Annotated in this window: 18 protein-coding genes; 10 read left to right on the top strand and 8 right to left on the bottom strand. The window is 48.1% G+C overall.

From position 1 onward, the window contains the following. Positions 1-8 precede the first annotated feature (8 nt). The 4 genes from carA to VNQ80_RS12080 form a co-directional block, all read right to left on the bottom strand. The gene (carA, locus tag VNQ80_RS12095; RefSeq protein WP_325638902.1) at positions 9-1,130 is read right to left on the bottom strand and encodes a glutamine-hydrolyzing carbamoyl-phosphate synthase small subunit; all 1,122 of its coding nucleotides are present in this window, start codon (positions 1,128-1,130) and stop codon (positions 9-11) included. 203 nt (positions 1,131-1,333) lie between these two features. Beyond that, entirely contained in the window at positions 1,334-3,211 is a 1,878-nt protein-coding gene (locus tag VNQ80_RS12090; RefSeq protein WP_325638900.1) for a tetratricopeptide repeat-containing sensor histidine kinase, read from the bottom strand. A gap of 393 nt (positions 3,212-3,604) precedes the next feature. Then, on the bottom strand, positions 3,605-4,669 hold the full coding sequence (locus tag VNQ80_RS12085) for a 3-oxoacyl-ACP synthase III family protein (RefSeq protein ID WP_325638898.1): 1,065 nt from the start codon (positions 4,667-4,669) through the stop codon (positions 3,605-3,607). 75 nt (positions 4,670-4,744) lie between these two features. Next, on the bottom strand, positions 4,745-4,936 hold the full coding sequence (locus VNQ80_RS12080) for a cold-shock protein (RefSeq protein ID WP_325638896.1): 192 nt from the start codon (positions 4,934-4,936) through the stop codon (positions 4,745-4,747). A 307-nt stretch (positions 4,937-5,243) separates the two neighbouring features. On the opposite strand from VNQ80_RS12080, the gene VNQ80_RS12075 reads away from it, so the two are divergent. Continuing rightward, positions 5,244-6,062 (top strand): NYN domain-containing protein, encoded by an 819-nt coding sequence (locus VNQ80_RS12075; protein WP_325638894.1) that lies wholly within the window; start codon positions 5,244-5,246, stop codon positions 6,060-6,062. 29 nt (positions 6,063-6,091) lie between these two features. Here the strand turns inward: VNQ80_RS12075 and VNQ80_RS12070 are convergent, their stop codons facing one another. The 3 genes from VNQ80_RS12070 to VNQ80_RS12060 form a co-directional block, all read right to left on the bottom strand. Next, complete coding sequence (locus VNQ80_RS12070) at positions 6,092-7,036, bottom strand: homoserine O-succinyltransferase (RefSeq protein WP_325638892.1); 945 nt, start codon at positions 7,034-7,036, stop codon at positions 6,092-6,094. Positions 7,037-7,105: 69 nt separating this feature from the next. Continuing rightward, positions 7,106-7,888, bottom strand: coding sequence for a GLPGLI family protein (locus VNQ80_RS12065; RefSeq protein WP_325638890.1), 783 nt, complete (start codon positions 7,886-7,888; stop codon positions 7,106-7,108). 5 nt (positions 7,889-7,893) lie between these two features. After that, positions 7,894-10,692 carry an outer membrane beta-barrel family protein gene (locus tag VNQ80_RS12060; protein ID WP_325638888.1) on the bottom strand — a complete coding sequence of 933 codons (2,799 nt, stop codon included), beginning with the start codon at positions 10,690-10,692 and terminating at the stop codon, positions 7,894-7,896. Between the two features lie 419 nt (positions 10,693-11,111). Between VNQ80_RS12060 and VNQ80_RS12055 the strand changes: the two genes are divergently transcribed. The 8 genes from VNQ80_RS12055 to trpA all read left to right on the top strand — a co-directional run bounded on the left by VNQ80_RS12055 (position 11,112) and on the right by trpA (position 18,362). Further along, entirely contained in the window at positions 11,112-12,479 is a 1,368-nt protein-coding gene (locus VNQ80_RS12055) for a dipeptidase (protein WP_325638886.1), read from the top strand. Positions 12,480-12,547: 68 nt separating this feature from the next. Next, the gene (locus VNQ80_RS12050; protein ID WP_325638884.1) at positions 12,548-13,252 is read left to right on the top strand and encodes a lysophospholipid acyltransferase family protein; all 705 of its coding nucleotides are present in this window, start codon (positions 12,548-12,550) and stop codon (positions 13,250-13,252) included. Positions 13,253-13,293: 41 nt separating this feature from the next. Then, positions 13,294-14,052, top strand: a complete 759-nt coding sequence (locus VNQ80_RS12045; protein WP_325638882.1) for an ABC transporter ATP-binding protein — start codon at positions 13,294-13,296, stop codon at positions 14,050-14,052. A gap of 222 nt (positions 14,053-14,274) precedes the next feature. Then, on the top strand, positions 14,275-14,496 hold the full coding sequence (locus VNQ80_RS12040; protein WP_017258669.1) for a DUF2795 domain-containing protein: 222 nt from the start codon (positions 14,275-14,277) through the stop codon (positions 14,494-14,496). Positions 14,497-14,792: 296 nt separating this feature from the next. Further along, on the top strand, positions 14,793-15,779 hold the full coding sequence (trpD, locus tag VNQ80_RS12035; RefSeq protein WP_325638871.1) for an anthranilate phosphoribosyltransferase: 987 nt from the start codon (positions 14,793-14,795) through the stop codon (positions 15,777-15,779). A 2-nt stretch (positions 15,780-15,781) separates the two neighbouring features. Then, entirely contained in the window at positions 15,782-16,408 is a 627-nt protein-coding gene (locus VNQ80_RS12030; RefSeq protein WP_325638869.1) for a phosphoribosylanthranilate isomerase, read from the top strand. Continuing rightward, the gene (trpB, locus tag VNQ80_RS12025; RefSeq protein ID WP_325638867.1) at positions 16,401-17,585 is read left to right on the top strand and encodes a tryptophan synthase subunit beta; all 1,185 of its coding nucleotides are present in this window, start codon (positions 16,401-16,403) and stop codon (positions 17,583-17,585) included. The genes VNQ80_RS12030 and trpB overlap by 8 nt, the downstream gene beginning before the upstream one ends. A 3-nt stretch (positions 17,586-17,588) precedes the next feature. Further along, complete coding sequence (trpA, locus tag VNQ80_RS12020) at positions 17,589-18,362, top strand: tryptophan synthase subunit alpha (protein ID WP_325638865.1); 774 nt, start codon at positions 17,589-17,591, stop codon at positions 18,360-18,362. 10 nt (positions 18,363-18,372) lie between these two features. Here trpA and VNQ80_RS12015 read toward each other — a convergent pair whose 3' ends face one another. Further along, entirely contained in the window at positions 18,373-18,822 is a 450-nt protein-coding gene (locus tag VNQ80_RS12015) for a PepSY-like domain-containing protein (protein WP_325638863.1), read from the bottom strand. 177 nt (positions 18,823-18,999) lie between these two features. Between VNQ80_RS12015 and VNQ80_RS12010 the strand changes: the two genes are divergently transcribed. After that, the gene (locus tag VNQ80_RS12010; RefSeq protein ID WP_325638861.1) at positions 19,000-19,596 is read left to right on the top strand and encodes a hypothetical protein; all 597 of its coding nucleotides are present in this window, start codon (positions 19,000-19,002) and stop codon (positions 19,594-19,596) included. Positions 19,597-19,755: the final 159 nt, after the last annotated feature.

Genomic DNA, 19,755 nt, shown 5'->3' with positions numbered 1-19,755 from the left:
GCCAAACCTTAGCTTGCCAATACCGGCTTGCCATTTTCCATCAATTCTACAAATTCGTCAAACAGGTAACGTGAGTCGTGCGGTCCCGGAGAAGACTCAGGGTGATATTGCACCGAAAATGCGTTCTTTCCTTTTACGCGTATGCCTTCAATGGACTGGTCGTTGAGGTTTACATGGGTGATTTCTACTTTGTCTGACCTTTCGATATCTTCAGCCACCACCCCGAATCCGTGGTTCTGGCTGGTAATTTCACACCGGTTTTCGATAATGTTTTTTACTGGGTGGTTGATGCCGCGGTGCCCGTTGAACATTTTTGTGGTGCGTATCCCGTTGGCCAAGGCCAACAGTTGGTGGCCAAGGCAGATACCGAACAGCGGCTTGTCTGATGCCAGGATATCTTTCATCGTCTGCACGGCATAATCCATTGCTGCGGGGTCACCGGGGCCATTAGACACGAAGTACCCATCCGCCCCCCAGGCTTCCATCTCCGAAAACGACGTTTTGGCTGGAAACACCTTAGCATACACCTTGCGTGCATCGAAATTGCGTAGGATGTTTCGCTTGATACCGAGGTCAAGCACAGCCAAGCGCAAAGGAGCGTCTTCATTACCATAATAATACGGAGCCTCGGTGGTTACTACCGACGAGAGCTCCAAACCCGCCATGGAAGGCACTTTATCCAATTGCTTTTTCAACTCGGCCACATCCAATACCTCCGAAGAAATGATAGCATTCATCGCTCCTTTGTTTCGGATATGGCGTACAAGCGACCGTGTATCGATATCGGAGATCCCCACCAAGTTGCCATCTTCGAAATACTTCTGGATGGATGAATCCGCCTGGTTGCGGCTGTAGTTTACGCTGTAGTTCTTGCAAACCAGTCCAGCAATCTGGATTTGGTTGGATTCCGACTCATTATCGGCTATTCCATAGTTTCCGATATGAGCATTGGTGGTAACCATGATCTGACCGTAATACGAGGGGTCCGTGAAGATTTCCTGATAACCCGTAGTGCCGGTGTTAAAACAGATTTCGCCGGTGGTGGTACCGATCTTTCCCGCCGCCTTACCGTGGTAGACCGTTCCGTCTTCCAGTAACAAGATCGCCGGTAGCTTGCTGTAATTCGTCATTCGTTGTTATTGTGTTGTTGTTATGTTCGTTAGTCTCGAGCCTTAAAGCCATAAAAAAAGCCCGCTACGGGCCAAATACAATCAGAAATGCAACATACATCGGAAAGGTTTCCGGGTTTTGGGATTTCGTTTGGTAGCAGTGTACGCTAAATTTCACGAGGGACAAAGGTAAGGATTTTTATGCATCTATAGATACTTTTTTACTAGAATTTATTGATGCGTCGCAATTCCACGAAAAACGTGGTACCTCTCCCCTTCTGATTACTTTCGAACCAGATGCGACCACCGTGTGCTTCTACAATTTGTTTGGATATAGCTAGCCCAAGTCCAAATGGCTGCTCACCGTCCGTACCAGGCCGCCTTGCCTCGGTAAACATGTCGAATACCTTGGCGCGGAGGTCCTCCGGTATACCGATTCCCCGATCTTTCACTGATATGCGTATATCATTCGGATTTACATGGAGTAATACATCGATTTGCTCGCCTAGCGGACTAAATTTGATGGCGTTGGCAATAAGATTGCTGGCCACACGCCATAACTTTTCGCGATTTGCCATGATGATCACCGGCTGGCTGCGTAATGTGATGCTTTGCCGCTTCGCAGCAGCCTTGCTTTGCATCAGCGCTACGCAATAACGAAGGAGCTCATCGAGGTCCAACGGATCTTTCGGCATATCGGCCAGTTCCTTATTTACTTCTAGAAGACCAGTTACGAGTTCAAGGGAATCCGTTGCCGATTTGCCGATTAATTCGAGTATCTTGCGTTCATCTGCCGAGGGGCTGCCCATTTCCAACAGCATCGATGCCGCCGAGCTGATAGCTCCAATCGGGTTCCGCAGGTCATGCGCCACAACACCCATCATTCGGCTGTTTTCAGCTTGACTTTGTTCCAATGCAGTCAACGTTTCCTGCAGGTTTAAATTCTGCGCTACAATACGTGCATTTAGCCGTCTGCTCACGCGCAGTGTACGACGGATAACTAGGATAATGCCAGCGGCCATAACACATCCCAATAGAGCAAGCAACAGAAAAAAGGTCTGGCTACGCGATCGTTCCACCAGCCGTTCCAGCTCTTGCTCCTTAATGGCATAATCGAGGTAATCGATATTTGCGGTATTATCCAATCGCTCCTGCTCATCATACAATTTGACCAGCAGCCGGCTGTATCGGCTTGCCTCCTGCGGCTCATCACGGGCCGCGTATAGGTCAAACAATTTGCGGGCCATTACCCTACTATAGAAAAGGTAGTTGTGGTTGGTGGCAATGTCCAGTCCCGTGCGATAGTAGCCGGCTGCATGGGCGTCGTCGGGCGCCAGTAAGTCGCCAATACCAATAAGCATGTCCATGCTCACGTAATAAAGCCGTTTTTCAATAGCGAGATTAATCACACTGTCCCACGCTGCTAACCCGGCTTCCCGTTCACCGTTGTCGATCAGTGCCTGTGCCGCCAGATGATCGAGTGCGATTAACGTACGCGTGTCTTCATAATGGATGGCGATGTTGCGGGCATCGTGCAGATAACGGTTCATTTCCGCTTGGTTAGTACGCTCAGGGAAAAGCAAAAGGTAGTTATAGATGACCAGCGACAAAATCGAGTCGTTTGAGAGCTCATATCCGAGGTCAAGTGCAGACTCAAAATATGCAAGGGATCGGTTAACGCGCTCAAGCTGCTGATAAACACCGCCAATATTCATCAAGGTTTGGACAACGTTCACTGAATCGTCTATCTGGGTATAGATCAAGTGGGCGTCATTGTAATACTTCAACGCCAATTGTTGGTTCCCTTTAATGTCATATACCACACCAAGATTATTAAGCGCGTCCGCTTTCCCTTTTTGGTAGTGGAGGCGGTCGGCCATCTGCCTTGCGCGGACAGCATAACGAAAAGTGGTATCTGCACTTTGCTCATATGAGATGAGCGCCAACCGGTTCAAAGCGTCTACGTAAGCTATGCTATCGGTAATCCGGCCGAGACTCCGTTTCAAATCCGTCGCCGCATCCCCTTGTGCCGAAGCACTCGACATATGGAACTGCCACGACATCAACCACAACAATAGAAACCGTTTTGTGAAGGCGCACATAGGCAATGAGGTATTTGCTGTTCTAATTTACAATTATTTTGGAAAAAAGCAGGACTCGGAAATTGCTTTGTTACCTTTTCCGTACTTTTGACAGACATGCAAAAGCATATTGTATTTCCATGAAATTGGTTTGGCTCTTCATCATCGGTTTGTTCGGTAGCGGCTATGTATGCATCTACCTGTTGTCGCGGGATAGTCGTAGGCCCTTCCTTCCAGCAACCGGCCGAAAGTCGATCCGGAGGTTTGGAATCACTTGTTTCTTTGTCGCTGTGGCAATTTGTTTGCTCATCTTGTATGTAAGGCTGAAGCGGTAAAAATATAAAGATTGCAAACAACAACTGCTTTTGTTTCAGCTCGTCATATCCTCGATAATACGCTCCAAACAAACCACATTTACCATCTGTACGTCAGTGCATTGATATTCATTCCTGCACCAACAGAAGCCATTAGAATAGTGTCGCCTTTTTTCAATTCGAACGATTTTAATTGCCCCTGCACCACTTGGTGAAGTAATGTAGGAATCGTCGCTACCGAACTATTTCCCATCCATGCGATATTCATGGGCATGATATTTTCCGGAAATTGATCCAAACCATATAGGGAATAAAATCGTTTAATGATCGCCTGGTCCATTTTCTCGTTGGCTTGATGGAGAAACACCATTTTCAATGCTGAAATCGACTCACCGATCTGGTCGAAACATTCTTTCATGGCTCGGGGAACATAATCAAGAACGTATTCGTATACCTTACGTCCGTTCATTTTGATAAATCGAGGTTCACTATCGACCATGTCATTCCTCCCCCCCGAAAAGATAAAACTTGCCGCTGTCGTTGTATCCGACCTCATTGCCACACTTAATATCCCACTGTCATCTTCCGAGTTCACCTGAAGGATAGAAGCGCCCGCACCATCAGAAAAAATCATGCTGTCACGATCTGAAGGATCCAGCACTCTAGAAAGGGTCTCCGACCCAATAACAAGGCTCGTATGCGCCATACCAGACCGCATGGCCAGATCGGCCTGAATAACCGCTTGCAGCCAACCCGGGCAACCAAATATAATATCGTAGGGGATACAACGTGGGTTATGGATACCAAGCTTATGCTTAACACGGGAGGCAAGCGAAGGCACCGCATCCCGAGGAGCCCCGGGATAGCTCATATCACCATAATTGTGTGCTACAATAACCTGATCAATAGATTCGGGATCGATGCCCGCATTGGCAATCGCTTCCTGAGCCGCTATTACTGCCATATCAGAAGCAGCGATGCCTGATGATGCATAGCGCCGTTCCATGATGCCGGTAATGGCGCTGAATTTATCGATAACAGTTTCCGTTGCATTGCGAACCATCGATTGATTACCTTCGAAAAATGTGGCATTCAAGAAATATTCGTTTGGAATTCTTTCCGTAGGTATGTAGGCGCCGGTTGCAATTATCTTTGATCGGATCATATGATCATTGTCTGTTACAAAAAAACCACCCGGCGGTCTTCGCCGGATGGTCAATACAATATCTGAAAAATGGATTTAAATCAATTTCACATTTACTGCGTTAGGGCCTTTTTGACCTTGGGCGACTTCAAATGAAACATCATCGTTTTCACGGATACGGTCTATCAATCCCGACGAGTGAACGAAAACCTCACGTCCACCGTCATTGGGAGTAATGAAACCGAAACCTTTGGTTTCATTGAAAAATTTTACTTTGCCTTCTTGCATGGCATTTGGATATTAAATGAATAAAGTAATTAATTACAGACGAAGGTAAGAATAAATTTATGAACACCATCTTTTTTCAACAAATCCTAGATTCACAATAAGTTATCGCGAACGTGAAATTCATAGCGATTACCGATTAAAAACACTACCTTACCAAAAATTAAACGAAAGGCCATGGCTAAAGACAAAGGAGCAAAAAAAGAAAGCAGCAAAAAAACAGCGGTTAAGAACCTGAAGGAAAAACGCGCTGACAAAAAGCTGAAACAGGCGGAGAAAAAAAGAAAAGACTAATCCGCCTCTTAATTATATGGACCTAAAAATAGCCGTACTGATCGATGCCGACAATGTGTCTAGCTCGACCATCGAGAACATCTTAGACGAAGTGAAGCGGTATGGCATTCCTTCCATTAAGCGAATCTATGCGGATTGGACTAAACCGCATGTGGCGGGATGGAAAGAGCCGCTGCTTACACATGCCATCACACCAATACAACAATATAGCTACACCACGGGTAAGAATTCGTCAGACTCCGCCCTTATCATCGACGCCATGGACATCTTGCATAGCCATCAGGTGGACGGATTTACCATCGTATCAAGCGACAGCGATTTTACCCGCTTGGCCGTACGACTCCGGGAATCGGGGAAGGTGGTAATCGGTATCGGGGAAAAAAAGACGCCAAAACCATTCATCGCAGCCTGCGACAAATTCATATACATCGAAATCCTAGGTAACGAAACTGGCACCCAACCACAACCCACGGAACGGATGCCTATCGGAAAGGAAATTGCCTCAACGGATTTACCAAAACAATCAAATCGTAGCGAAAAAATACATGAACTGATCGACCATGAAACCGTTGAGCTACTGAAGGCAACAGTCAACGACGTGGCCGATGAGGGGGGATGGGCACCGCTGTCGGCAATAGGTGGGCTGATTAATAAGCGAAAGCCCGATTTCGACCCGAGGATTTATGGGTTTTCGAAACTCACACCGTTATTCAAATCGCTAAAAAAATATTTTGAGGTAGAAGAGAAATCAACGGAAAAAACGAAAATCAAGCACGTCTACATTAAAATCAGAGAACCCCTGAAGACAGTGCGTAAAAAATCCATTCAGCGATAACGAACAGCGTAGTTTCTGCCTAAAGAGGGCTACCCATGCGGTTTAATTTCCCCTAAACGGGCGATTTCCGCTAACTCATACGGTGTCTCCTGATAAACGAAATAGTTTAACCAGTTGTTGAATAGCAGATTCGCATGGCCCGCCCAGCGGACAATAGGTCCGTTTTTCGGATCGTTTCCAGCATAATAATATTGCGGCATAGCAATCGAGGCCCCTTTTTCCAAATCGCGGGTATATTCTTCGTGGAGCGTCAACGGAGCGTACTCCGAATGCCCCGTCAAGTAAAACTCGCGGCCGCCCCGCGATGCGGCGATTGCGATGCCTGCATCCGCAGACCTTGCCAGGACATCCACTCCCGAAGCAACGGCCACGTCTTCATCGGCAAGTGTGGTGTGACGGCTATGCGGAATGTGAAACTCATCGTCAAAACCACGGAATAACGGGTGTCTTTTATCTAACGCCGTATGCTTGAAAACACCAAACAGCTTCTTATCCAACGGTACCTTCTTCACGTCGTAAAAATGATACAACGCTGCCTGCGACGCCCAGCATATGTATAACGTGGAAGTGACATGCGTTCTAGCCCATTCGAAAATCATCTTCACCTCTTCCCAATACGAAACCTCTTCAAACGCCAACAACTCTACCGGTGCACCGGTAATGATCATACCATCGTAATAATTGTCCATTACCTCCCCAAAACCTTTATAAAACAACTCCAAATGTTCCAGCGGCGTGTTTTTTGGCGTATGGGTATCCAAACGCAAAAATTCAATCTCTACCTGCAAGGGATTGTTAGACAATAGCCGAACGAAATCGGTCTCCGTTGAAATTTTCAATGGCATCAGATTGAGAATAACAATACGCATCGGCCTGATATCCTGCGTGTTGGCCCGAAGGTCATTCATCACAAAAATATTCTCGTTTTTCAGTTGCGCGATGGCGGGGAGATTGTCGGGTATCTTTACTGGCATGCTATTTCCTTGCACCTTAATTAAGGTGCAAATTTAAGGAGAATTTTTTGGAACGTAAATAACCGAAATTTACAGTAGCATCGCCTTCAAAATAGATTGCGCATAGTCGCCCCAGTTCTTCAAGCTGGCTTTAAGTTGTTCCCCGAGTTCGCCGTAGTTGACCGCTTTTCCCTTGGTTGGAGCCGCCAGCTCTTTGGCGGATACCGGCCGATCATCCACCTTGGTGGCAAAATAAGTGACATGTTCATAAGGGAGCGCCACACCCAATATCATACCCGGCAGACCGGAAAACGACTCCGGACCGCCCGAAACTGGAATCTGGTCAGTATAAAAAGCAACGACATAAATGGAATCGAGCACAATTGCGTTGGCACGGCGGCACTCATAACCGGCAATTTCACGCGATTCATTGGTAAAACGCCACTGGATCTGTCGAAGACTATCCGTAATTAAATAGGTTTCTTCATAAATACTTTTCTGACTGGTGCCCTGCTGGGCGAGTAGGTCCGTAGCGATGATATTACCCATATCGATCGACGGATCGCTACCGAAGAAGCCACCCGATGATGCCGCCTGACTATCCTGCGGCCAAAATCGCGTTTTAGTACCGTTGAACGCGAGGTTGTATTTGAATGCTTTAAATTGGGGATTGGCCCGCTGATACTGCTCAAATGCCTGTTCCATAAAACTGCTCTTGCCAACCCGGTCTTTAATCTTGGCATACATGTTTACCCGCTTTTCAAATTCGATGACACCACTCTCCACAAACCGGGCATATTGTGCCTGCACCAACTGGGCACAAAGTACCAACGCAAACAAACAGATGGATAGCTGAAACGTTCTTATTTTCATAATCTTTAGTTTTGGATAGGTGCACCGCCACCCATTTTATTAAAATCCCACGTGAGTGAAAACATCAAATAACGGGTAATGGTCGTGTAACGGTTTTGAGTAATATAGGTACTACTAGCCGAACGGTTGAAACCGATATTCTGGTTAAAAATATCGTTCACGCCCACGGAAAATCGAAGCGTCTCGTCTTTCAGGAATTTCTTGCTCACCGACGCATCGACAATAAATCGCTCGAAATCCTCGTTAAACGACTGGGTAGCTGCCGTATACATATAATTTCCCTCCGAACTGACTTGGAATTTCCAGGGCAGGTAAATATTGAACGAGTATCGACCATTCATTCCCCAGCCATTATTGTTCTGATCGGGCTGCAGCGAAGACTCACCATAGTTATAACTAGGCCCGAAATTGATATTAAAATCGTACTTTTTTTGGATGTATTGCCGTAGGTTTATGGTTCCCGAATAGCTCGAACTCACCGTTTTATTAAGCTCACCATTCGCGAGGTTGTAATAGATATTACCATTCGTATTCAGCCCCGCGCCCACATCGAGGTTCCACTTCTTAAGGTTCTTGCTGAAGTTTGAATAAAAGTAGTAGTTCATCGGCGTCTGATTGTCCAGGTTGGCATACTGGAAGGTATTGCGGCCCACCGAATCGGTATAGGTGTTGCTCACAATAGCATTATTGGTATTGGAAAAACTGCCGGAGAAATACATGTACTGATTGCCCAGTACTTTAAATGAATTGTACGATATATTGAATCGGTTGGTGTACGATGGTTTTAGGTCGGGGTTACCCAAAACGATGTTCATTGGGTCATCGTTCACCCGTACGGGTTGTATCTGGTTGATTGTAGGCTGTGTGTTGCTCCCATTGTACGAAACATTGAACGATTTTTGTTGGGAAAACCGGTACTGCCAGCGTAGTTGCGGATTGTAGTTGGTGAAACTTCGCTCGAAACGATCGTTGATATAACGATCGGTCTGGTCAAATTGCACCCGGCTAACCCGCGTACCGAAGTTGAGCGTGGATTTCCCCTTCTGGAAATTGAAGATGGCACCTAGCTGATTGGCTAACTGGTTTAATTTGAAATCGTTGCTGTATAGCGAGTCAAGTTCTGTATAACCGCTGCCTATTGGATTGAACGATTGCCGGAGCGAAGTACCGTTATTGGCCGTAAGCCGGTAGTTCAATACCAACGAAAGCGTATTGGTAAAAGGCTCAGAGTAAGTAATATTCGAATTAAACACCGCGCTTTTGGTATCGTTGACCTTCATTTGGTCAACCAACAACAAGCTATCTACCTCACCCACTTCGTTATAAAATGAGTTTTCGGAATAAAGGAAGCCGGTGGCCGTACTTTGATTGATAGTCTCGTTGACCTCCCAAGAGAGGGTACGTCCCTTTTTCCGTAGTTTCTTCGTCCATAGCGCCGATAAGTACATGTCTTGCCCTTCGGTCTGGTTGTTGGTGCGGCGCATGGATTCATTGAGCAAGTTTCCGGCACCGTTGGTGCCTTCCGATTCGTTAAGCTCCGTTGTTTCACCGTTTTTGAGTGATCCGTTAAAGGTTACTTTCAAATTGGACGTCGAATCGAACTGAGCGTCGAAGATAGCACCGCCACGCTGGCGGAAGATCCGCCGGTCGAAGGTTTGACCAGACACCGTGTTGATGGTGCCGGTAGGAAGGTTATTTTGGCTAATGGTGTTACTGGATCCTTTCACACCAAGCTCACCGACTTTGTAATTCCCATTGATCGAGTGCTTACCGTCGTTCCACTTGTTACTGTAGAAAGCGCCTCCATTCAACACAGCGGGTATGCCGCGCCCATCGTAGCGCCCACCCCACGATTCGATTTCGTCCTGGCCGCCACCGAAAGAGATCATGATGCCACCATTATCCATCAACGTGGTCGTTCCCGATGGTGCATACCGGTCGGCGTCTTGCCAATTAAGCCCCGTACGCCCCGTGTTGCCAATGGTACCGAAAGCGGAGAACCGTTGTTTGTTATCGAAGCGGTTGAACATGGCCTGCCCTTGGTACATTTCGTTCGTACCGACGCCCGCATCAACCTTACCGAAATGGCCTTTCTTTTTATCCTCCTTCAACTTGATGTTGATTGTTTTGGACCGCTCACCGTCGTCCACACCGGTAAACTCAGCTTGGTCGCTGCGCTTATCGTACAACTGCACCTTATCTACCATGTCCCCACGGAGGTTGCGTGTCACAAGCGTAGGGTCGTCACCGAAAAACTCCTCGCCATCTACCAGCACCTTGTTCACTGTCTGTCCCTGCGCCGTGATCTTGCCGTCCTGGTCAACCTGGATGCCGGGTAACTGCTTGAGGAGGTCTTCTACCTTTGCATTGGGCTGTATGGTAAAACTAGCCGCATCGTACTCCGTAGTGTCACCCCGGATGGTGATTGCCTGGCTACGGTTCACCAACACCTCTTCCAATAACTTGGCCCGAACCACTAACCCAACATGACCGAAATCCACCACCTTAGTGGTACCATCGAGCGTAAAGTGTTCCACATAATCCGCATATTCGGGAAACGTCGCAAATAGCATATACTCACCGGTATCAAGGTTGTCGAGATTGAAATTGCCCGTCGGGCCCGACCGCGTGAACCGATACAACATCGAATCTTTGGCATGAACCAGAACAATGGAAGATTTCGCGAGTGTTTGGCCGGAAGCCGTATCAACAACCGCCCCCCTAATGGAATAACCTCCTTCTTGGGCGGATACCAGAAACCCGCACGCGCAGGCCATAATAAGCGTAACTAACAATCTCTTCATAGTTGGTTTATGCTACATTTTAAAGAATAAGGGAAAATGCCTTGATGTCCATCACGTGTTCCCGCTCACTTGTCCACCAGCATTCAACGATGGCAAATATATAACTAAAAAAATAGTTTCCGTTTTTTTCACTATTATTTAACATTTTTTAGCAAACTATCCCACCCCACCAGAGCCCAAACTCCGCATTCGCCGTAAAACTACGAAAAATTAGTAATTCATTATACCTAGCCGTAGAAAAAAGGCCTGACCGCCTATTAAGCTGCTTCTCTTTTGACGTACAACAATCCCAAATGTTGCATAACAAATCACCTTTCGTTACGCTTTATGTGAATACGTATCTTTTCTAAGGCAGCTGAAACTTTGCTAATTTGCCTGTCTTCGGCAAATTACCTAAGTTTGCGCCAAAGCCTTAGGATATGCAAACGATCAAAAAATATGTAGAAGCGAATACGCAACGCTTCCTCGACGAATTAATTGAGCTGCTCCGCTTCCCATCGGTAAGTGCCGACCCCAAATACAAGGACGATGTACGGAACACCGCAGAATTCGTAGCTCAAAAATTGCGCGACGCAGGTGCCGAGAACGTCGAAGTTTGCCGTACAGCAGGGCATCCCATTGTATATGGTGAAAAAATCATCGATGCCGCCAAGCCCACAGTTTTGGTATACGGCCACTATGATGTGCAACCACCCGACCCGCTGGAGCTCTGGGAAACCCCACCTTTTGAACCCACGATACGCGACGGCAAAATCTTTGCCCGCGGCGCGTGCGATGATAAAGGCCAGTTCTACATGCACGTGAAAGCTTTTGAATTGATGCAATCCACCGATACGCTCGCCTGTAATATCAAATTCATGATCGAGGGCGAGGAAGAAGTAGGGTCGGACAACCTAGGTACTTTCGTGAAAGCCAACAAAGAACGGTTGGCAGCCGGCGTGGTACTCATTTCCGATACAGCCATGATCAGTCTCGACACGCCATCGCTGGAAACCGGGTTGCGTGGGCTGTCTTACCTCGAAGTCGCAGTAACCGGTCCGAACCGCGACCTCCATTCGGGCGTATACGGTGGTGCCGTGGCCAACCCCATCACCATCCTGGCGAAGATGATTGCCTCGCTACATGATGAAAACAACCATATCACCATCCCCGGTTTTTACGACAACGTAGCCGAATTGGATGAGGCCGAGCGGAAAGCGCTGAATGCAGCGCCTTTCAACGAAACGGAATATAAAACAGACCTTGGCGTCAAAGCGCTGTGGGGCGAAAAAGGATATACAACGATTGAGCGTACCGGCATCCGGCCGACGTTGGAACTCAACGGCATCTGGGGCGGCTATATCGGCGAAGGTGCGAAAACAGTGCTACCATCGAAGGCGCATGCAAAAATTTCCATGCGCTTGGTACCCAACCAGGATTCGGACACCATCACCGCGCTCTTCGCCAAGCATTTCGAAAGCATCGCGCCGGATTATGTATCCGTCAAAGTGACGCCCCATCACGGTGGCCAACCGGCGGTGACCCCCACCGATAGCACGGCGTACCGCGCGGCAGAGAAAGCCATTGAAGAAGCGTTTGGAAAAAAGCCAATCCCTACTCGGGGTGGCGGAAGTATACCCATTGTCTCCTTGTTTGAAAACGAGCTGGGGCTGAAAACGGTATTGATGGGATTCGGCCTGGATAGCGACAACTTGCATTCACCCAATGAAAAATACGATATTGCCAACTACCTCAAGGGCATCGAGACCATCCCGCTCTTCCATAAGTATTTTGCGGAATTGAGTTAACTAAACGAGAAATTGCACGCGTGAACGGGATCCTACGTTTGCTGAGAAAAACACACAGATGCCTGTATTTGGCATCTGTTTTATTTTTCTTTGTACTCTGTTACCCGCTATTGTATGTGCTGGCAAAAAACCCCGAGCGGCACTCCAGCCGTATCGCACGTTGCCGCCGCCTCATTGGCTGGCTGAGCTCCACGTGCGTAGGAATCTGCTATCGATTCAACCACGAGACCACGATCGACTGGTCAAGGCCTTGCATCATCTGTGCCAACCACACATCCAACCTCGACATTACGGCAATGGTGCTCCTCTGTCCTGCTGATTTCTCGTTCATGGGAAAAATTGAACTCCTCGATAACCCTGTCACGGGTATGTTTTTCCGAACAATCGACATCCCGCTGAACAGAAAAAGCAACATCTCGGCCTTCAAAGCGTTCAAACGTGCCGATAATAACCTCCGGAATGGTCGAAGTATGGTCATCTTTCCGGAAGGACACATCGGTGAGGAATTTCCCCCACACCTTTATGATTTCAAGAACGGGCCATTCAAACTGGCCATCGAAACGAAGGCACCCATTGTACCGGTAGTGATCCACAACGCTTGGAAGATTTTTTGGGATGACGCCAAACAGTTCGGCAGCCGCCCAGGTACGGTGCTGATTGATGTACTTGCGCCAATTGACACCGCTCAGCTAACGTTGGAACATGCCGACCGGTTGCGCGACGAAGTGCACGCCCTCATAAAAAAACACTGGAACAAAACCGGCGGGCTGTAACTTTTCCTATATTAGCACGTCTCATTACAAAAAAAACGTATATGTCGCAACAGCCGCTCATTCAAATCACGGATATTGGACGTAAATATGTCATTGGTTCGGAAGTAATCCATGCGTTGAAGTCCGTGACCCTCCAAATCAACAAAGGAGAGTTCGTTGCGCTGATGGGCCCTTCAGGTTCGGGCAAATCGACACTGATGAACATTCTTGGTTGTTTGGATACACCTACACGCGGTGAATATATCCTCAATGGCATCAATGTGAGCGATATGACCGACGATGAACTCGCTGATGTGCGAAACAAGGAAATCGGGTTCGTATTTCAGACGTTCAACCTACTACCCCGCTCCACATCGCTCGATAATGTAGCCCTACCACTTATTTATGCGGGCTATAACAAGAAAACACGAAGCGAGATGGCGCAAAGCGCTTTGGAAAGTGTGGGGCTGGGTAATCGGGTAGACCACAAACCCAATGAGCTGTCCGGTGGCCAGCGCCAGCGAGTAGCCGTGGCCCGTGCCTTGATCAACAATCCGTCTATCATATTGGCCGATGAACCGACGGGTAACCTGGACACCAAGACTTCGGTAGAAATTATGGAACTGCTGGAGGAAATACACGACAAGGGTAACACAATTATCCTGGTCACCCACGAGGAAGATATCGCCCAGCACGCCCACCGAATCGTCCGCATGCGAGATGGACTCATCGAAGATGACTATCCCAACAAAGACATCCGGAATGTATCGCCCCGGCTGTCAGCCTTACGCGAAAAAGGCACTGATTTCGAAAACATCTGAATGTAGTGGTCATCAAAACGCTGCGCGTTTCAGCAATTCGGAAATAGGGTCGACCACGGCCGCAAATACCATTTTTTTGTAAAAATAACCCCCAACCGAAACATTAATGAACTGCAAAACAGCTATTTATAGCAACATGATAAATTATTGGCAAAAAATTTAAAAATCATACTATAAATATTATATTTTTGCGCAAAATTGAAAAGCTTAAATTGAAAGGTTATGTACTGGACATTAGAGTTAGCCTCACATTTGGAAGACGCACCGTGGCCGGCCACAAAAGACGAGCTTATCGACTATGGTATACGCTCAGGAGCCCCCGTGGAAGTAATTGAGAATCTGCAAGCCCTGGAGGATGATGGTGAGCCCTATGAAAATATAGAAGAGATCTGGCCGGATTACCCCACCAAAGATGATTTTTTCTTCAACGAAGATGAATATTAAGAAATAGCCGCCCCGCACGATGAGTACGGGGCGGTTTTGTTAAACAAGTCCCATAAAATACAACGCCGCGTCTTGCATCTTTCAAAACAAAAACCCATATTTGCCTCACAACGGAAATGAACGTTACGAGAGGACATATTACTTGGTGGTGGCATAGCAATTAACGCTGTGGCAACCTCCTATTGTAAGTAATAGTTACTGAACTGTATAGCGGCTTGCCCATCATCGGCAGGCCTTTTTTTATGGATTAATCATCAAAAGGCTCCATCTGACAACTGAAAATAAAAAATAACCAGATGAAAAAAATACTGGCGCACCTTTTCGAATACAAAACCTTCACGCGGCGTGAAGCTTATGAAATATTGACCAACATCGCCTCCGGGAAATACAATAATTCCCAAATAGCAGCATTCATGACAGCCTACGGCATGCGGAGCATCCGCGTGGAAGAACTGGAAGGTTTCCGCGATGCCATGTACGACCTGTGCCTGCAATTGGACTTTCCGGGCTACAAACTCATCGATCTCTGTGGCACGGGGGGCGATGGCAAAAACACGTTCAACATTTCCACCCTAGCCTCCTTCGTGGTAGCAGGTGCAGGCTATCACGTGGCCAAGCACGGCAACTACGGGGTATCATCAGGCTGCGGATCATCCAATGTGATGGAGTACCTCGGTTATCAATTCACCAATGATAAAGATGTCATCAGTCGCCAGCTGGAACAGGCCAACATCTGTTTCCTCCACGCGCCCCTTTTCCATCCGGCCATGAAGACCGTGGCCCCCATCCGCCGCGAACTGGGCGTCAAGACATTTTTCAACATGATTGGGCCCCTGGTTAACCCCACCAACCCTCACTACCAATCCGTAGGGGTATTCAGCTTGGAACTGGCCCGGCTATACGGCTATCTGTACCAACAAACGGACAAGCAGTACACCATCCTCCATGCGTTGGATGGTTACGACGAGGTTTCCCTGACGGGCGATTTCAAGACCATCAGCAACCAGGGAGAGCACCTCCATAGCATTGACCAGCTGGGCTTTACACCGATATCGGCGGAGCAGATCCATGGCGGCGAAACGGTGGAAGAAGCGGCCAAGATTTTCGCGACTGTCCTCAATGGTGAAGGCACCATGGAACAGAATAACGTGGTACTGGCCAACGCCGCCGTTGCCATCCAGACCTTCCATCCGCAAAAGCGCTTCGCCGACTGCTACTACGAGGCTGAAGCATCGCTTATCGGCAAGAAAGCATTGGCAAGTTTTAAAAAATTGATAGGATAGGGATGAACCCGAAAATAAAAATATGTGGTTTAAAACATCCCGATAACATCCGGGACGTGGTGGCTTTGGACCCCGATTATATCGGTTTTATCTGCTACCCCGGCTCCAAGCGCTTCGTGGGCCAACTCGATGCAAATTGGGTAACTGGGTTACACGGCGTCAAAAAAACAGGTGTTTTTGTAGATGCGGTTATCCATGACGTAAAATCGGCTATCCTACAATACGGGTTCCAAGCGGTGCAGCTGCATGGGGCAGAAACACCGGCATACTGCGCGGAATTAATGGGCAACGGTGTGGAAATCATCAAGGCTTTCGGTATCGGTGAGCGGTTCGACTGGGCGATGATAGCGAAGTATGAAACAGTCGTGGATTATTATCTTTTTGATACCAAAAGTAGCCAACACGGTGGCACGGGTGAGCGTTTTGATTGGACACTGCTTGAGAACTACATGGGCAGCAAGCCTTTTTTCCTGAGTGGTGGCATCGGCGCAGAAAATATAGTAGACGCATTACGGCTTGGCGACAGTCGCCTTTACGCGCTGGACCTGAACTCGCGGTTTGAAACCGCACCGGGCGTCAAAGACATTGCATTATTAAGAAATACGTTACAGACCATCAACGATGAGTAAATATCAAGTAAACGACAACGGTTATTACGGCAATTTCGGCGGGGCCTATATCCCCGAAATGCTGTTCCCTAATGTGGAAGAGCTGCGGCAACAATATGTGGCTATTATCCAAAGCACTGACTTTCGGCAGGAATTTGACCAACTGCTACGCGATTATGTAGGACGCCCGTCGCCACTGTACCTTGCGCAGCGGCTTTCAGATCGGTACGGTGCCAACATCTTCCTGAAACGGGAGGACCTCAACCACACCGGTGCCCACAAGATCAACAACACCATTGGCCAGATCCTGCTTGCCGAACGGCTGGGCAAAAAACGAATCATCGCCGAAACCGGGGCAGGCCAACATGGTGTGGCTACCGCCACGGTGTGTGCACTCAAAGGCCTCAAATGCGTGGTGTACATGGGGGCCATCGATATCGAACGGCAGGCCCCCAACGTGGCCCGGATGAAAATGATGGGTGCCGAGGTCATAGCGGCAACATCGGGCAGCAAGACGCTTAAAGACGCTACAAATGAGGCGCTGCGCGACTGGATAAACAATCCCGTGGATACCCACTACATCATCGGATCGGTGGTAGGGCCCCACCCCTACCCAGACATGGTTGCCCGCTTCCAGTCGGTCATTTCTGCTGAAACACGGAAACAGCTGCTCGAGAAAACCGGCAGCGAAACACCGGATTATGCCATCGCCTGCGTAGGCGGCGGCAGCAATGCTGCCGGTATGTTCTATCATTTCTTAGACGACCCGCAGGTGAAACTCGTAGCGGTGGAGGCAGCCGGAAAAGGTGTCGATTCCGGCGAATCAGCGGCAACCACCGTGCTCGGCCGCGAAGGCGTATTGCATGGGAGCCGATCGATCCTCATGCAAACCGATGACGGCCAGGTAGTGGAACCGTACTCCATCTCGGCAGGCCTCGATTACCCAGGCATCGGACCGCAACATGCCTGGTTGCATAAAGCAGGCCGGGCAACTTATGCCAATGCCACGGACGACGAGGCCATGCAGGCTGGTTTACTGCTTACCCGACTGGAAGGCATCATTCCCGCCATCGAAAGCGCCCACGCACTCGCCCAATTGGAGAAAATGACCTTTAAAGCCAATGAAAACGTGGTTGTATGCCTGTCCGGCCGCGGCGACAAAGATTTGGACAATTACATGAAATATTTTGGATTTTAGACGATGAACCGTATCAAGAATTTATTTACCAACAAAGGCGATAAACGTATCCTATCCATCTATTATACTGCCGGTTATCCGACTATCGACAGTACGCTGGACATCGCCGAAGCGTTGGAAAGTGCTGGTGCCGATTTCCTTGAAATCGGCTTCCCCTACTCCGACCCGGTAGCCGATGGGCCGGTCATCCAGCACAGCTCGGAAGTAGCCTTGCGCAATGGTATGACCCTGGATGTACTCTTCGACCAGTTGAAAGATTTACGCAAACGGGTGAAGATACCGGTACTGCTGATGGGATACGTGAACCCGGTGCTTCAATATGGAGTAGAAAAGTTCTGCAAAGCGTGTGCGGAGGTCGGTGTGGATGGCGCAATCGTACCCGATTTGCCCATGTACGAGTACGAGGCACATTACCAATCGGTATTCGATGCGCACGGGCTGAGCAACATTTTCCTGGTAACGCCGCAAACATCGGAAGAACGCATCCGGAAAATTGACAGCCTATCAACTGGTTTCATTTACCTGCTGTCTTCTTCAGCCACTACCGGCAAAAATCTGGCGGTTTCGGAAAACACGGAAAGCTATTTCTCCCGTATCCGTGCCATGGGCCTCGAAAACCCAACAGTCATCGGATTCGGTATCTCGGATCGCCGCACGTTTGTGCATGCTACCGACCACGCCGACGGCGCCATTATAGGAAGTGCGTTCGTGAAGCTACTGGGCGACACTGATTATCGCACGAAAATAACGCCGTTTATCCGGCAATTGAAAAAATGAAGGATGGACCTTAGTCCATCCGCTCCTTTAAAACCTTGCCGTCTGCATTGAAAACGACCTCTAAATCACCCTGCCGACTATCCAATTCCACCTTGTAGGTGATGGTGCCCCCGGCATCAATTTTCTTCACATCCCCCACGCGGTACCCAACAAACGTTGCTTTGATTTGTTGCTTAACCGCATCGGGCAACGAATAAGACGCCAATTCCTCCTCATGGCGTAATACTTTCCCCTCGGGACTGATAATCGCCTGGTGGTCCCGACTGAACAGACCGTTGTCAAATTCTACTTCATAGTTTCCGTCGCGCTTCTTCTCCCACTCCACTTGCCGTGCTTTGGGGAATTGCTGTTGGAACGCGTTCAATACCACCGCAGGCACACCGCGCCGCTGCACATCCTGTGCGCTGACAGACAAACACGCCAGCGACAACACACATAAGCCAAACAGTAATTTTTTCATGATGTTACTTTTTTGTTTCACCCACAAAAAAAGTGTCTAAAACAGGAAAAACTTTGGAAATTAGGAAATGTTGTAACATCTTCCCAAATTTGACATCAAATAAACAAACACACCGCGTAAGGACACCGTGAGCGGCCTGCGCGCAACCATTGTTAAATCGCTTAATCTAAGCAACAAATGAACACAACACTCGCTATAACCAATTGGTGGCAAGCCCTCGGAGGCGTCGAGAAATTCTTTTGGGCAATTGCCTTATTATTCTCCTTCATGTTTATCGTACAAACCATCCTTGCATTTATCGGAGGAGGCGATGATGATGGCGCGTTTGGCGACTCCGATGAATATATCGATGGCGACGGCGGCATTGACTATCAGTTTTTCACCATTAAGAACTTCATTACGTTCTTCACCGTTTTCGGTTGGGTGGGACTAGGCTGCCTAAAAGGGAATCTTCCTTTAGGACAGGTCATCCTCTGGTCCACCTTATCGGGCGTCGGCATCGTGTTGATTATGTTCTACCTCTTTTCACGGATGGCAAAACTTCGATCGAGCGGCACATTACGGATTCAGAATGCATTACATAAACAAGCGGAAACCTACCTCCGGATACCGGCTGTTCGCAGCGGCTATGGCAAGGTACATATCCGCGTACAGGGTTCCCTCAGAGAACTACGGGCACTCACAGACGACGACGATGATATTCCAACCGGGAAACCAGTAACAGTGGTAGGAATCGTAAACGAGAGTGTATTACTAGTAACCGGAAAGGGTTGATGATGTGATGATTTGATGATTTAATAATTGACCCACAGCAAAAAGCAGAAAAGCAAAGCGCAAAAGGCGGAAAGTAAAAAGCACTTAATGAGCTGATAACTGAAAACAGGTAATTAAAATTATTTACGAACATATATATTTACACCACTAACACTGAAA

This window comes from Parapedobacter sp., from assembly GCF_035556095.1.
In the GTDB taxonomy this organism is placed as follows: domain Bacteria; phylum Bacteroidota; class Bacteroidia; order Sphingobacteriales; family Sphingobacteriaceae; genus Parapedobacter.
Note: the sequence above shows the minus strand (reverse complement) of the source record. Positions and strands in the feature narration are given on the sequence as shown.

Bases quoted from the DNA above. Each gene is read 5' to 3' on its own strand.
- carA (WP_325638902.1), bottom strand. From the start codon at position 1,130: ATGACGAATTACAGCAAGCTACCGGCGATCTTGTTACTGGAAGACGGA.
- VNQ80_RS12090 (WP_325638900.1), bottom strand. From the start codon at position 3,211: ATGTGCGCCTTCACAAAACGGTTTCTATTGTTGTGGTTGATGTCGTGG.
- VNQ80_RS12085 (WP_325638898.1), bottom strand. From the start codon at position 4,669: ATGATCCGATCAAAGATAATTGCAACCGGCGCCTACATACCTACGGAA.
- VNQ80_RS12080 (WP_325638896.1), bottom strand. From the start codon at position 4,936: ATGCAAGAAGGCAAAGTAAAATTTTTCAATGAAACCAAAGGTTTCGGT.
- VNQ80_RS12075 (WP_325638894.1), top strand. From the start codon at position 5,244: ATGGACCTAAAAATAGCCGTACTGATCGATGCCGACAATGTGTCTAGC.
- VNQ80_RS12070 (WP_325638892.1), bottom strand. From the start codon at position 7,036: ATGCCAGTAAAGATACCCGACAATCTCCCCGCCATCGCGCAACTGAAA.
- VNQ80_RS12065 (WP_325638890.1), bottom strand. From the start codon at position 7,888: ATGAAAATAAGAACGTTTCAGCTATCCATCTGTTTGTTTGCGTTGGTA.
- VNQ80_RS12060 (WP_325638888.1), bottom strand. From the start codon at position 10,692: ATGAAGAGATTGTTAGTTACGCTTATTATGGCCTGCGCGTGCGGGTTT.
- VNQ80_RS12055 (WP_325638886.1), top strand. From the start codon at position 11,112: ATGCAAACGATCAAAAAATATGTAGAAGCGAATACGCAACGCTTCCTC.
- VNQ80_RS12045 (WP_325638882.1), top strand. From the start codon at position 13,294: ATGTCGCAACAGCCGCTCATTCAAATCACGGATATTGGACGTAAATAT.
- VNQ80_RS12040 (WP_017258669.1), top strand. From the start codon at position 14,275: ATGTACTGGACATTAGAGTTAGCCTCACATTTGGAAGACGCACCGTGG.
- trpD (WP_325638871.1), top strand. From the start codon at position 14,793: ATGAAAAAAATACTGGCGCACCTTTTCGAATACAAAACCTTCACGCGG.
- VNQ80_RS12030 (WP_325638869.1), top strand. From the start codon at position 15,782: ATGAACCCGAAAATAAAAATATGTGGTTTAAAACATCCCGATAACATC.
- trpB (WP_325638867.1), top strand. From the start codon at position 16,401: ATGAGTAAATATCAAGTAAACGACAACGGTTATTACGGCAATTTCGGC.
- trpA (WP_325638865.1), top strand. From the start codon at position 17,589: ATGAACCGTATCAAGAATTTATTTACCAACAAAGGCGATAAACGTATC.
- VNQ80_RS12015 (WP_325638863.1), bottom strand. From the start codon at position 18,822: ATGAAAAAATTACTGTTTGGCTTATGTGTGTTGTCGCTGGCGTGTTTG.
- VNQ80_RS12010 (WP_325638861.1), top strand. From the start codon at position 19,000: ATGAACACAACACTCGCTATAACCAATTGGTGGCAAGCCCTCGGAGGC.